Below are 12,705 nucleotides of genomic sequence, written 5' to 3'. Positions count from 1 at the left end.
TTCCGGGACGCGGTGTTGTGGGTATGTGACGTTCCGTTTGGTGATGTCCCCGAGGCGTCCCCCGGTTCAGCGGCGCAGCAGAACCCGCCTGGTCGCACGGGCCAGCCGGGCCCCGGGGCGCCTGGAGCGCGGCACCGGCCCCGACCGGTCCAGCCACCACTCCCGCAACGCCCTCCGCACGGCCGGATCCTCGTCCCCCGGCGCCGTCCGCAGCACGTGCGCGGCGAAGTCGAGGGCGTCCCGCCGGTAGCCGCCGGTCAGCGGGGACCCCTGCGCGTAGGCGAGGAAGGCCGGCCGGTACCCCGCGCCCAGGATCACCGGCAGCTCCGGCGCGACCTTCCCGACCACGTCGGCCCGCTTCCCGGCGAGCGCCCGCGCCTGCACCCCCAGCCGCACCCGGTCGAACCCCTCGGGCACCGGCGTCCCCGCGACCAGCGCCGACAGCAGCGCGGCCTGCGCGAGCCCGAGCCGCTGCCGTACGGCGTCGCCGGTGGAACCGGAACCTGAACCTGACCGGGGCCGGGACCCGGACCCGGACCCGGCGCCCGAGGTGCGCGGCGCCGCCCCGCCCGTCACGGCCCCGGGGCTCCCCGCCCGCCCCTTCGCGACGGCGGTGCGGATCGCCTCCACCTCACCGCTCAGCCCGTCGCCGTCGGGGAAGTTCTCGTCCCGCTCCAGCAGGACACCCGGCGGTGCGACACGCGAGGCGAGGTCGGTCAGGATGTCGAGCACCGGCTGCGCGACGGGGTGGGCGTGGCTGTCGTGCCAGACGCCGTCCCGCTCGAAGCCGCCCGCGACATGGACGTAGGCGAGGGCCTCCAGGGGGAGTTCGGCGAGCGCCTCGGCCGGGTCCGCGCCGAGGTTGACGTGGTTGGTGTGCAGATTGGCCACGTCGATCAGCAGCCGCACCCCCGTCCGGTCGGCCAGCTCGTACAGGAACTGCCCCTCCGTCAGCTCCTCGTCCGGCCAGGCGACGAGCGCCGCGATGTTCTCCACGGCGAGCGGCACGGGCAGCGCGTCCTGCGCGATGCGCACGTTCTCGCACAGCACGTCGAGGGCGTCACGGGTGCGCGGCACGGGCAGCAGGTGCCCCGCCTCCAGCGCCGGTGAGGCGGTCAGCGCGCCGCCCGCCCGGACGAACGCGATGTGCTCGGTGACCAGCGGCGCCCCCAGGACCTCCGCCCGCTCGGCCAGCGCCGCCAGCCGCCCCGCGTCCGGCCGCTCCGCGCCGCCGAGCCCGAGGGAGACCCCGTGCGGTACGACGGTGACCCCGCGCTCGCGCAGCCGCAGCAGCGAGTCGGGCAGATGCCCGGGACACAGGTTCTCGGACACCGCCTCGACCCAGTCGATGCCGGGCATCCGCTCGACGGCGTCCGCGATCTCCGGCCGCCATCCGATTCCGGTGCCCAGTCGCGCCGTTCGCTCCATGATCGCGTCCCCCTTCGCCGCTCACATGCCGGGGATATCGCCCGCCCGGCCCGGGCCGAACCACGGGCGGGGCTTGTTCAGAGCAACATCTGAGGTTCCTACCGCCGCAGCGCCGGATGGTCCGCGACCACCGTGCACGAGCCCGGCGCGATCTCCGTGAAGCCGGCGTCGCGCACCACCGGCAGGCCGCCGGTGGTGAGGCCGCCCCAGCGGGCCGGGTCCGCGGTGCGTACCGACAGCGGGAAGCCCGCCTCGCGCCACGCCGACCGCTCGCCGTCGGACAGCGCCCACCAGGCGAGCTGCGCCCCGTGGCCGGCCTGGGCCATCGCCTTGCCCGCCGACATGTCCAGGTCGGGGTTCATCCAGAGCACCGGCGCGGCGGGGTCGGCGGCGGCCGGCGGCTCGGGGTCGTCGAGGTCGGTGCCGGAGACCTGGAGGCGGGCCAGGTCCTTGGGCCAGCCGTCCAGCGGGACCGGCGGGAAGACCCGCACCTCGGCGTTCTTGCCGGTGACCGTGATGCCGGGCAGCGCCTCGGCCCGCCGCCACTCCGCGCCCCGGGCCCGGCGTACGACCTTGCGGATGCGCGCGTCCTGCCAGTCCCGCATCGCCCGCGCCCACGCGCCGTCACCGGTCGACCGCTCGTCGCCGAGCATCACCAGCACCGCGCGCGCCGCGGTCTCCAGCGCGTCGGTACGGGGTGGCGGCGCCGCCCGCTCGATGCGCACGACGAGCGGGAGCACGAACTGCGGCGCGAGGTCGCGGTCGCCGGGCTCGGCGCGGAAGGGACTGTCGGGGGCCGGCGCCGCGGCCGGGGCCGCGGCTGGGACGGAGGCGGGGACGGGCGTCGTCGGGTCGTTGCTCACGCCCTACAGTCTGCCAAGTCGCCCGCCCGGGGCCGTCGGGCCTCCCGCCCGAGAGAGGATGGGCCCCATGCAACGCGAGCTACGGCTGGACGGCGTGGGACGCCGGTACGGCATCCGCGGTCCCTGGGTGCTGCGCGGCGTCGACCTCGGCGTGCCGCCCGGCACCCTCGTCCGCGTCGAGGGCACCAACGGCACCGGCAAGTCCACGCTGCTGCGGCTGCTCGCCGGGATCGACGCCCCCACCGAGGGCCGGGTCACCGGCCGCCCCCGTACCGCCTACGTCCCCGAACGCTTCCCGCCCGCCCTGCCCTTCACCGCCGCCGGGTACCTCACCCACCTCGGCACCGTCCACGGGCTGTCCCGCCGTGCGGCGGCCCGTGCGGCGGCCCGTGCGGCGGGGCAGTGGCTGGAGCGGCTGGGGGCCGCCGGGTACGCCGGCACCCGGCTCTCCCGGCTGTCCAAGGGCGGCAGCCAGAAGGTGGCGGTGGCACAGGCGCTGCTCGCCGAGCCGGAGCTGCTGGTCCTCGACGAGGCATGGACCGGGCTCGACGCGGGCGCGCGGGGGGAGCTGGAACGGGCGGTCGCCGAGCGCGTGGCGGCGGGCGGTGCCGCGGTCTTCGTCGACCACGATCCGGGCCGCCTGGCCGGGGCGCCCGACGCCGTGTACACCGTGCGCGACGGCACGCTGCACCGCCGTACCGGTCCCGCCCCGGTGGCCGCCGGACCGCGGGTCGTCGTCCGGGTGCAGGGGCCGCCGGGCGCCGCCCTGCCCGCCGACGCACACCGGGTGGCGGCCTCTACGGAGGAGACCGGCTCCGGGTCCCACACGATCGGCGTCCCCGCCTCGCACTCCGACGTCCTGCTGCGCACGCTCCTGACCGCCCGTCCGCCCTGGCACGTGGTGAGCGTGCACGCCCCGGAGGACCCCCGGTGACCGCTCTCCTGCGCTACCAGGCGGCCCTCCTGCTGCGCTCCCAGCGCTGGCTGCCGCCCGTCGTCCTGTACGCCGCCGCGCTCGGCGTCGGTGTACAGGGAGGGCAGCCGGTGCTCGACTCGCTGGGCTGGGCGGCGGCCGTGCTGCTGCCCGTCGCGGCCTGGCTGGTCCGGGTCTGTGTCACCGGTGAGCCGTCCGCCGCGCGGGGGTGCGTGTCCGCGGCCCGCGGTCCCGCGCGGGCCCATCTGGCCTCCGTGCTCGTGGCGCTGGCCGCCGCGACCGTCCTCGGCGCGGTGGCGACCGTCGTCGTGACGCTGATCAGCGACCCGGTCAGCACCGGTCACGGCACACGCGTACCGCTGCTCCCCGCCGGCGGCGCCGGACTGCTCGCCGCGCTGGTGTGCGCCCTGCTCGGCACCGCCGTCGGCGCGCTCACCGCCTGGCCGGTGCTGCGCTCGCCCGGCCGCGCGGTGCCCGCCCTGCTGCTGGCGGCCCTGCTGGCGCTGGTGGCGTCGGGGTCCCCGGCACGGGCGGCGGTCAGCGGCCTGGTCACCGGGTCGAAGTCGGGCGCGGTCCCGCTGCCGCTGCTGCCGCTGGCCGGGGCGGCGGTCGTCGCCGCGGCCGCGACCGCCGCGGCCTGTGCGCTCAGCTCGCGCAGGACGTCAGCCTGAACAGGCGGTCCGCTGGGCCTCCTGCCACTCGCAGACCGGGCAGAGCGTGATCCCCTTGAACGACTCCGGGTACTCCGTCGGCTCCCGGCACACGACACAGTCCGCGTACGGCGGGCCGTCGGCCCTGGGCGGCCGGGGCGCCGAGTCGATCAGGGAGTAGCCGCCGGGCTCGCAGCCGGAGCCGGAGCCGTCCGGGCCTTGGTCGTGGTCGCTGGTCATGTCTCCAGCGTAGGACGTCGGCGCGGGACGTCAGCCGCGCCCGTTCGCGGCGCCGATCAGTTCGGAGACCTTGACGAAGCGGTAGCCCCGGCGGCGCAGCTCGGGCACGACCGCCCGCACCACCTCCTCGGTCACCGGGGCGGCGCTGCGCGTGCAGTGCATGACGACGACCGACCCCGGCCGCACCCCGTCGAGGACCTGCCGGGTCACCGCGTCGGCGTCCGTCGCGAACGCGTCCCCGCTCACCACGTCCCACTGCACGGCGGTGACACCCGTCGCCGACAGCTCCTTGAGGGCCGCCTTGTCGTAACAGCCGCCGGGGAAGCGGAAGTACGGCATCGGGTTCGGCACCCCGGCCTTCTCGAAGGCGGCGTACGCGCGCTCCAGGTCGGCGCGCATGTCGTCCTTGGAGACCGTCGGCAGGCCGTAGCAGTCGTCGGTGTAGGCGTAGTGGCTGTAGGAGTGGTTGGCGATCTCGAACCGCGGGTCCCGGCCGAGGGAGCGGGCCTGGTCCGGGTACTCCTCGGCCCAGCGGCCGGTCATGAAGACCGTGGCCGGCACCTTCAGCCTCCGCAGCGTCGCGATCAGTTGCGGGTTGTCGAACCGTTCGCCCGACGCCGCCCGCGGTCCCTGGTCGGCGGTCATGTCGGCGTCGAAGGTGAGGGCGACCGTTTTGCCGTTCTTCCTGCCGTCCTTCGCGCCGTCGGTGCGGGGCCCGTGCTCGAAGACGGGGGTGAGGCCCGCGGGGCCCGGGGCGAGGGTGGGCGTCCGGGAGGGAGACGGGGAGGAGGGGGCGGGGGCCGAGGGTGCGGGACGGGGGGTCTGGCCGGCGTCGGGGGTGCCGCAGGCGGCGAGGGCGGCGCCGAGGACGCAGAGTGCGGTGGTACGTCGTACGAGACTGATCACCGCACGAACGTAGAAGTGAGATGTTCGGTTCGTATGACTATGTGGGTCGACGTGCCGACCCGGTCACCCACCCGGCTCAGACCCCCGGGGTCAGATGTCCCGCTGCTCCAGCGGCTTCGTCGCCGGACCCTCGATCACCTTGCCGTCCGTGTCGAAGCGGGAGCCGTGGCAGGGGCACTCCCAGGCACGCTCGGCAGCGTTGAAGTCGACCAGGCAGCCCAGGTGGGTGCAGCGCGCCGAGACGGCGTGCAGGGTGCCCTCCTCGTCCCGGTAGACCGCCAGCCGGTCACCGCCCGCCCGGACCACCGCGCCCTCGCCCGGCGGCAGTGCCTCCACCGGCGGGGTGGGCCGCAGCCGGTCGCCGACGAAGTGCCAGGCCACCTCGGCCTGCGTCTTGAGCAGCGCCGGCGCCTCGCGCACCGCCGTGCGCAGCCGGCGCGGGTCGTACAGCCCGCTCCACGCGCACTCCTCGCCGGTGATCTGCGCGGTCAGCAGCCGGCCCGCCATGATGCCGCCGCTCAGCCCCCAGCCGCCGAAGCCGGTGGCGACGTACGTGTGGTGCGCGCCCGGGTGCAGCGGGCCCGCCATCGCCACGGTGTCGGTGGGGTCGATGTCCTGCGTGGCCCAGGCATGGGTGCGCTCGACGCCGGGGAAGTGCTCGTCCGCCCACGCGGCCAGGGTCGCGAAGCGCTCGCGGGTGTCGCCCGTGCCCGGCGTGAAGTGCTCCCCGGTGACGAGGAGCAGGCGGCGGCCCGCGTCGTCCAGGGGCGCCGTGCGCACCGAGCGGGTGTTCTCCTCCGGCGTGATGTACATGCCGTCCACGTCGCGGTCCGCCCCGACGGTCCCGGCGACGACCAGCTCGCGGCGCGGGGAGAGGCGGGCGAAGAGCAGGGCACGGTCGAAGATCGGGTAGTGGGTGGCGACCACGACGTCCCGGGCGGTGACCGTCGCCCCCGCCGCCGTCCTCACCCGGCAGGGCTCGCCCTCGTCCAGACCCTGGACGGTGGTGTCCTCGAAGATCCGCCCGCCGTGCGCCTCCAGGTCCGCGGCGAGCGCCCGCAGGTACTTGAGGGGGTGGAACTGCGCCTGCCCGGTCACCTTCACCGCGCCCGCCACCGGGAACGGCAGCCCGGTCTCCGTCACGAAGGACGCCGGCAGCCCCGCCTCCTTCGCGGCGGCCGCCTCGGCCCGCACCTCGTCGACGCGGCCCGGGTCGCGGACGTACGTGTACGCGTCGCGGGTCTCCCACTCGCAGTCGATGTCCAGCTCGGCGACGATCCCGGCGGCGCGCTCGACCGCCTCGGACTGCGAGCGGGCGTACAGCCGGGCGCCCTCGGGGCCGCGGGTGCGGCGCAGCCTGTCGTAGACCAGGGTGTGCTGGACGGTCAGCTTGGCGCTGGTGTACCCGGTGACGCCGGCGGCGACCCGCCCGGCCTCCAGGACCGCCACGCTCCGCCCGGCCCGCGCCAGCTCCCAGGCCGTGCTGAGCCCCGCGACGCCGGCGCCGATCACGGCGACGTCCACGTCGAGATCCTCGCCGAGCGCGGGGCGGGGCGCGCCGCCCGGTGCCGTCTGAAGCCAGTACGAGCCGTTGACCTGCACGTTCTGAGTCATGCGGCCCGGGTACCCTGGGGTGGCGGCTTCAGTGACCGGACGGAGCGCCCCGCCTGTGCCCCGCCGCTACCCGCGCCAGGGGCCGGTCACCGCGAAGGTGGTGCCCGGCGTGTAGCAGTTGACGTACATCGTGTCGCCGTCGGGGGAGAAGGTGACGCCGGCGAATTCACCCCACTCCGGCTCCTCCTCCGTCCCGATGTTCTGGGCGCCGCGTGCCATCGCGTACACCTCGCCGCGCCGGGTCACACCGAAGACGTGCTGCGCTCCGTTGCCGTCCTCGCAGACCATGAGGCCGCCGCTGGGGGCGAGGCAGATGTTGTCCGGGGACTCGCCGGGCAGCTGCACGTCGGTGTCCGGGCCGAAGACGATCACCAGGGTGAGCCGGCGCCGCTCGGGGTCGTAGCGCCAGATCTGGCCGTAGTGGTCGGCGGCCGAGCCCTCGTCGCTGTGCGCGAAGGACGACACGAAGTACACGCTGCGCCCGCCCCAGTAGCAGCCTTCCAGCTTCTGCGCGTGGGTGATGCCGCCCCGGCCGAAGTCCTGGAAACGGATCGGCGTCTCGGCTGCCAGCGGGTCGGGCACGTCCACCCACTCGATGCCGTCGAAGTGCGCGCCCGTCTCCTGGATCGAGGACAGGTCGGGCACGCCGGGCACCCGCATCGCCTGGAGCCGGCCGCCCGCCCGCAGCGAGCCCCGGCCGCCCAGCGGCTTCTCGGGCAGGAAGCGGTAGAACAGGCCGAAGGGCCGGTCGAAGGCGTCCTCCGTCTCGTAGACGACCCCGCGCCGCGGGTCCACGGCGATCGCCTCGTGCTGGAAGCGGCCCATCGCGGTCAGCGGCACCGCGCCGGTGCGGTGCGGTTCGACCGGGTCGACCTCGAAGATGAAGCCGTGGTCCTTCGTGTAGCCGTTGGTGCCGGCCCGGTCCTCGGTCTCCTCGCAGGTCAGCCACGTGTGCCAGGGCGTGGGCCCGCCCGCGCAGTTGACGGCCGTGCCGGCGATCGCGACCCGCTCGGACAGGACGTGGTTGCGGGAGTCCAGCTCCAGCGCCGTACAGCCGCCCTTGCCCTCCGGGTCGTACGTCAGGCCCTTGACGGTGGGGACCGGGACGCGGCCGTCGGCGCGGTTCTCGTGGTTGCGGACCAGGTGGGTGCGGCCGTGTCTGCCGGGGAAGGCCGACATGCCGTCGTGGTTGGACGGCACCGGGCCCTCACCGGAGCGCAGTTCGTCGCCCTCGCGGGACAGCACGCGGTAGCGGAAGCCCCTGGGCAGGTCGAGCAGACCGTCGGGGTCGGGGACGAGGGGGCCGTAGCCGCTGTGGCCCATGGACTGGGCGGCGGCGGTGCCGGCGAAGAGTTCGGAGAGGGCGCCGGTGAAGGCGATGCCTGCGCCCAGGGCTCCGGTACGGGCGAGCACCTGGCGTCGAGTTGCGGACATGACGGTGACCTTCCTGCTGGCGGACAGGATTGTGACCCCGCCGTGTCTATCACCTGCCAGGAGCCCCGGGAACCACGCGTGTCGCTCGTGTCACCGCTCGACCGGGTGATCGACGGGCTGCTCGACCGGGTGCTCCTGCGCCCGCTCCAGGAAGCGCAGCAACTCCACGGGGAAGGGCAGTACGAGGGTGGAGTTCTTCTCGGCGGCCACCGCCACCACTGTCTGGAGCAGCCGCAGTTGCAGGGCCGCGGGCGTCTCGGACATCTCCCGGGCCGCCTCCGCGAGCACCTTCGACGCCTGAAGTTCGGCATCGGCGTTGATCACCCGGGCGCGCCGCTCACGGTCGGCCTCGGCCTGGCGGGCCATCGAGCGTTTCATGGTGTCCGGCAGGGACACGTCCTTGATCTCGACCCGGTCGATCTGCACGCCCCAGCCGACCGCGGGACTGTCGATCATCAACTCCAGCCCCTGGTTCAGCTTCTCCCGGTCGGACAGCAGGTCGTCCAGGTCGCTCTTGCCGATGATGGAGCGCAGCGAGGTCTGGGCCATCTGCGAGACGGCGAACCGGTAGTCCTCGACCCGGATCAGCGCATTGGCCGCGTCGACCACCTTGAAGTAGACGACCGCGTCCACCCGCACGGTGACGTTGTCGCGGGTGATGCCCTCCTGGGCGGGCACCGGCAGCGTGACGATCTGGAGGTTCACCTTCTGCAACCGGTCGACGAACGGCACGATCATCGTGAACCCGGGACCGCGCGCCTCCCCCGCGAGCCGTCCGAGCCGGAAGACCACCCCGCGTTCGTACTGCCTGACGACCCGCGCCGCGGCGGCGACGTAGAGGACACCCGCGCTGCCGGCGGCGGCGACCGCGGTCAGAAGCTCCTGGACCATGGCGACCTCCTCACCCGGAGGACCGTTTTCACCCTTACTGTCACGATAGGCCCGGCATCGGGCCTGTGTCAGGGCCTGCGCCGGGGCGCCGTCAGGGGGTCTCGACGAGCCGTGCCGCGTCCCGGGCCAGCGCGGTGAGCCGGGAGATCGCCCGGAAGTACTTCTTGCGGTACCCGCCCTTTAGCATCTCCTCGCTGAAGAGCCGGTCGAAGGGCAGCCCGGAGGCCAGGACGGGCACCTCACGGTCGTAGAGCCGGTCCGCGAGCACCACCAGCCGCAGCGCCGTCGACTGGTCCGGCACCGGGCGCACCCCGGTCAGGCACACGGCGGTGAGACCGTCGGTCAGCGCGCCGTAGCGGCTGGGGTGGACGCGGGCCAGGTGGTCGAGGAGGGCGGGGAAGTCGTCCAGGGAGGCACCTTCGGTGGCCTGTGCCGCGCGGGTCACCCGGTCGTCGGAGTACGGCGCCGGGGCCTCGGGCAGACCGCGGTGGCGGTAGTCCTCGCCGTCGATGCGCAGGGCGCGGAAGTGGGCGGACAGGCCCTGGATCTCGCGCAGGAAGTCGGCCGCCGCGAAGCGGCCCTCGCCGAGCTTGCCGGGCAGCGTGTTGGAGGTGGCGGCGAGCGCCACGCCCGCCTCCACGAGCCGGGCGAGCAGGCTGGAGACGAGGACGGTGTCGCCGGGGTCGTCCAGTTCGAACTCGTCGATGCACAGGAGGCGGTGCCCGGAGAGGGTCCGCACGGTCTGCTGGAAGCCGAGGGCGCCGACGAGGTTGGTCAGTTCCACGAAGGTGCCGAAGGCCTTGCGGGAGGGCTCGGCGGGGGTGGCGTGCCACAGGGAGGCCAGCAGGTGTGTCTTGCCGACGCCGTAGCCGCCGTCGAGGTACACGCCGCGGGGGCCGGCCGGGGGCTTCGGCGTCCTGCCGCGGCCGAATCCGAAGAACCCGCGCCTGCCGCCGGACGCCGCGCCGGGGGCCTCGCCCAGTCCGGCCGCGAAGCCCTCCAGGACCCGTACGGCCTCGGTCTGGCTGGGCTGGTTCGGATCCGGGATGTACGTGCCGAAGCGGACCGAGTCGAAGCGGGGCGGGGGCACCATCTCGGCGACCAGGCGGTCCGCGGGGACGTGGGGCTCGCGGGCGCACAGGGACAGCGGGGCGGACTCGGACGCCGCCCCGGCTATGAGGGGGTGGCCGGAGGGGGCGGAACCGGGGGCGGGGGAGGAGGAGGACACGGGGGTCCATGGTAGGCCCTGCTCGGGGGCGGGTGTCGCTGTGGCGCTGTACGGGGGCGCTGTGCGGGGTCACTGTGCGAGGGGTGCGGAGGTGGGGGCGGTGGGCCGGTGGTGGGTGGGTGTCCGGGGTCGCTGTGGAGCGGGGGTGGGGGGCGTGGCCCGGCGTCGCGGGGTGCCGCCGCGCCCACCCGTGCCGCCCCTGGCGGCACGATTGCCCGCGGTTGCCCGGCTGGGCGCGCTGTGGGCAGCTCCGCGGTTGCGCGGTTGCGCGGTTGCGCGGTTGCGCGGTTGCGCGGTTGCGCGGCTGGGCGCTCCGCGGCTGGGCGGGCTGGGGCATCTGCGGCGGCTGGGCGGCGGCGTGAGCTGGGGAGGCTGGGCGGCTCCGCGTCTGGACGGTTGCGCGGCAGGGAGGCTGGGTGGTGGCGCGGATAGGGCAGCTCTGCGGCTGGGCGGCGGCGTGAGCTGGGGAGGCTGGGCGGCTCCGCGTCTGGACGGTTGCGCGGCAGGGAGGCTGGGTGGTGGCGCGGATAGGGCAGCTCTGCGGCTGGGCGGCGGCGTGAGCTGGGGAGGCTGGGCGGCTCCGCGTCTGGACGGTTGCGCGGTAGGGAGGGCTGGGTGGTGGCGCGGATAGGGCAGCTCTGCGGCTGGGCGGCGGCGTGAGCTGGGGAGGCTGGGCGGCTCCGCGTCTGGACGGTTGCGCGGTAGGGAGGGCTGGGTGGTGGCGCGGATAGGGCAGCTCTGCGGCTGGGCGGCGGCGCGGCTAGGGCGGCTGGACAGCCCCACGGCTGGGCGGCTCGGCGGCTGGGCGAGCCGGCGCGTCTGAGGCGGCTGCGCGGGCTGGGGTGTCTGTGGCGGCTGCGCGGGCTGGGGTGTCTGTGGCGGTTGCGCGGATGGGCGAGCGGCACGTCTGCCGCGGTGGGGCGGCTCTGCGGGCTGGGGCGGCCGGGTGGCTGCGCGGCTGGGGCGGTCGGGCGGCCGGGTGGGTGGGGGCGTGGAACACTGCACGGCATGCGACGCCTGTTCCCTGCACCCCCCGTGGCCCCTGTGACCGATCAGACAGCCGGCCCGGGCCTCGACGGTACCGACCGGGAGTGGAGCCTCGCCGAGCTGGCCGCGGCCTACGCCTACCCCGAGCCGGACGGGCGGCGGGGGGCGTGGCTGCGGGCCAACATGGTCTCCACCCTCGACGGCGCCGCCCAGCACGACGGCCGCTCCCAGCCCATCTCCAGCGCGGCCGACATGCGGATCTTCGGCACCCTGCGCGCGCTGGCGGACGTGGTGGTCGCCGGCGCCGAGACCGTACGCCAGGAGGGGTACCGTCCGGCACGCGCGCGGGCGGACTTCGCCGAGGCGCGGCGGGCGGCCGGCCAGGCACCCGTGCCGGCGATCGCGGTGGTCAGCGCAAGCCTGGAGCTGGACTTCTCCCTGCCGCTGTTCACCTCCCCCCTCGTACCCACCCTGATCCTGACCGGAGCCGCCGCGGCCCCCGACCGGATCGCGGCCGCCGAGAAGGCCGGGGCCCGGGTCGTGATCGCCGGTGACGGCGTCGGCGTCGACCCGGCCCGTGCCGTCGCGGCGCTCGCCGGGCTGGGGCACACCCGGCTGCTGACCGAGGGCGGACCGCGGCTGCTGGGCCAGTTCGTCGCGGCCGGTGTGCTCGACGAGCTGTGCCTGACCGTCTCCCCGATGATGGCCGCGGGGGACGCGCAGCGGATCGCGGGCGGACCGGCGGTCGAGGTCCCGCGGCGGTTCGCACTGGCGTCCCTGCTGGAGGAGGAAGGTTTCCTCTTCAGCCGCTACCGGCGTGACTAGGGCGATCCCGGGCAGGTGTGGGCGGCGACGACCGGACAGCCGTTCGGTCGTTACCGCACATCCGGGAATCGGCGGAATCTTCCGTTCCGTTTAGTCCGCGCCGGGCACACTGAATCCGGCAGTACCCGTGCGATGGCGGGGCAGGATGGTTTCCGCAGGGTCCGGTACGGCCTACGGAGGGTGGGCCCACGGGCCCTCGAAGGAGAAGGGGCGCCTGGTGTTCACAAGCGTTTTGATGATCGAGAAGGCCCTGACGTCCGCCGACGTGGAGTTCGTCACGACCTTGCACGGGGACGAGCAGGTCGCCTTCCACGTGCTGCTCCAGCCGCGCGGCGATCAGGCCGACCGGCTGCTGCGGGCCATCGACGACGTCGCGCTCGGCGAGCTCGACGACGCCGTACGGGAGGGGGAGACCCCGGAGGGGCGGGAGGCGCAGAGCGTGGGGGAGCGGGCCCTGGAGGTGTCCCTCGCCGCCCTGCGCGCGTCCGGCGCCAGGGCCGAGGGCCGGCTGATCGAGAACCACCCGCTGGAGGAGCTCAAGGCCCTGGTCATGGAGATCGCGGCGGACGAAGTGATCGTCCTGACCGATCCCCACTACGTGGAGGAGTTCTTCCATCGGGACTGGGCCTCCCGGGCCCGGCACAAGGTCGGCGTACCGGTCCTGAAACTCTTCTCCCACAGCAAGGCATAGGCTGGTGCCGCGCC

At 74.9% G+C, this 12,705-nt stretch carries 12 protein-coding genes; 4 read left to right on the top strand and 8 right to left on the bottom strand.

Annotated features, from left to right (window positions below):
• Nucleotides 1-66 precede the first annotated feature (66 nt).
• Together OHA99_RS07275 and OHA99_RS07270 are read right to left on the bottom strand one after the other, a co-directional pair.
• Nucleotides 67-1,428, bottom strand: a complete 1,362-nt coding sequence (locus tag OHA99_RS07275; protein ID WP_405694803.1) for a DUF692 domain-containing protein — start codon at nucleotides 1,426-1,428, stop codon at nucleotides 67-69.
• A 98-nt stretch (nucleotides 1,429-1,526) separates the two neighbouring features.
• Complete coding sequence (locus tag OHA99_RS07270; protein ID WP_366473968.1) at nucleotides 1,527-2,291, bottom strand: peptidyl-tRNA hydrolase; 765 nt, start codon at nucleotides 2,289-2,291, stop codon at nucleotides 1,527-1,529.
• A gap of 67 nt (nucleotides 2,292-2,358) precedes the next feature.
• On the opposite strand from OHA99_RS07270, the gene OHA99_RS07265 reads away from it, so the two are divergent.
• On the top strand, nucleotides 2,359-3,225 hold the full coding sequence (locus tag OHA99_RS07265; protein WP_405694801.1) for an ATP-binding cassette domain-containing protein: 867 nt from the start codon (nucleotides 2,359-2,361) through the stop codon (nucleotides 3,223-3,225).
• Nucleotides 3,222-3,896 (top strand): ABC transporter, encoded by a 675-nt coding sequence (locus OHA99_RS07260; protein ID WP_153177390.1) that lies wholly within the window; start codon nucleotides 3,222-3,224, stop codon nucleotides 3,894-3,896. The genes OHA99_RS07265 and OHA99_RS07260 overlap by 4 nt, the downstream gene beginning before the upstream one ends.
• Here OHA99_RS07260 and OHA99_RS07255 read toward each other — a convergent pair.
• The 6 genes from OHA99_RS07255 to zapE form a co-directional block, all read right to left on the bottom strand.
• Nucleotides 3,888-4,115: a hypothetical protein gene (locus tag OHA99_RS07255; protein WP_153177389.1), complete on the bottom strand. Its 228-nt coding sequence runs from the start codon at nucleotides 4,113-4,115 to the stop codon at nucleotides 3,888-3,890. The genes OHA99_RS07260 and OHA99_RS07255 overlap by 9 nt on opposite strands.
• A 30-nt stretch (nucleotides 4,116-4,145) precedes the next feature.
• Nucleotides 4,146-5,021, bottom strand: a complete 876-nt coding sequence (locus OHA99_RS07250; protein ID WP_405694798.1) for a polysaccharide deacetylase family protein — start codon at nucleotides 5,019-5,021, stop codon at nucleotides 4,146-4,148.
• 90 nt (nucleotides 5,022-5,111) lie between these two features.
• Nucleotides 5,112-6,635, bottom strand: a complete 1,524-nt coding sequence (locus tag OHA99_RS07245; RefSeq protein ID WP_405694796.1) for an FAD-dependent oxidoreductase — start codon at nucleotides 6,633-6,635, stop codon at nucleotides 5,112-5,114.
• 66 nt (nucleotides 6,636-6,701) lie between these two features.
• Nucleotides 6,702-8,069, bottom strand: coding sequence for a PhoX family protein (locus tag OHA99_RS07240; protein ID WP_153177386.1), 1,368 nt, complete (start codon nucleotides 8,067-8,069; stop codon nucleotides 6,702-6,704).
• Between the two features lie 90 nt (nucleotides 8,070-8,159).
• Complete coding sequence (locus tag OHA99_RS07235) at nucleotides 8,160-8,960, bottom strand: slipin family protein (protein ID WP_405694794.1); 801 nt, start codon at nucleotides 8,958-8,960, stop codon at nucleotides 8,160-8,162.
• A gap of 91 nt (nucleotides 8,961-9,051) precedes the next feature.
• A complete protein-coding gene (gene zapE / locus OHA99_RS07230) occupies nucleotides 9,052-10,188 on the bottom strand; it encodes a cell division protein ZapE (RefSeq protein ID WP_381499135.1) in 1,137 nt (378 codons plus the stop codon).
• Nucleotides 10,189-11,196: 1,008 nt separating this feature from the next.
• Between zapE and OHA99_RS07225 the strand changes: the two genes are divergently transcribed.
• On the top strand, nucleotides 11,197-12,000 hold the full coding sequence (locus tag OHA99_RS07225) for a pyrimidine reductase family protein (RefSeq protein ID WP_405694791.1): 804 nt from the start codon (nucleotides 11,197-11,199) through the stop codon (nucleotides 11,998-12,000).
• A gap of 217 nt (nucleotides 12,001-12,217) precedes the next feature.
• Entirely contained in the window at nucleotides 12,218-12,691 is a 474-nt protein-coding gene (locus OHA99_RS07220; RefSeq protein WP_007445345.1) for a hypothetical protein, read from the top strand.
• Nucleotides 12,692-12,705 lie beyond the last annotated feature (14 nt).

It is taken from the genome of Streptomyces coelicoflavus (assembly GCF_045041415.1).
In the GTDB taxonomy this organism is placed as follows: Bacteria; Actinomycetota; Actinomycetes; order Streptomycetales; family Streptomycetaceae; genus Streptomyces; species Streptomyces coelicoflavus.
This window is presented reverse-complemented; position numbering and strand designations above follow the sequence as displayed.

Bases quoted from the DNA above. Each gene is read 5' to 3' on its own strand.
- OHA99_RS07275 (WP_405694803.1), bottom strand. From the start codon at position 1,428: ATGGAGCGAACGGCGCGACTGGGCACCGGAATCGGATGGCGGCCGGAG.
- OHA99_RS07265 (WP_405694801.1), top strand. From the start codon at position 2,359: ATGCAACGCGAGCTACGGCTGGACGGCGTGGGACGCCGGTACGGCATC.
- OHA99_RS07255 (WP_153177389.1), bottom strand. From the start codon at position 4,115: ATGACCAGCGACCACGACCAAGGCCCGGACGGCTCCGGCTCCGGCTGC.
- OHA99_RS07245 (WP_405694796.1), bottom strand. From the start codon at position 6,635: ATGACTCAGAACGTGCAGGTCAACGGCTCGTACTGGCTTCAGACGGCA.
- OHA99_RS07240 (WP_153177386.1), bottom strand. From the start codon at position 8,069: ATGTCCGCAACTCGACGCCAGGTGCTCGCCCGTACCGGAGCCCTGGGC.
- OHA99_RS07235 (WP_405694794.1), bottom strand. From the start codon at position 8,960: ATGGTCCAGGAGCTTCTGACCGCGGTCGCCGCCGCCGGCAGCGCGGGT.
- OHA99_RS07225 (WP_405694791.1), top strand. From the start codon at position 11,197: ATGCGACGCCTGTTCCCTGCACCCCCCGTGGCCCCTGTGACCGATCAG.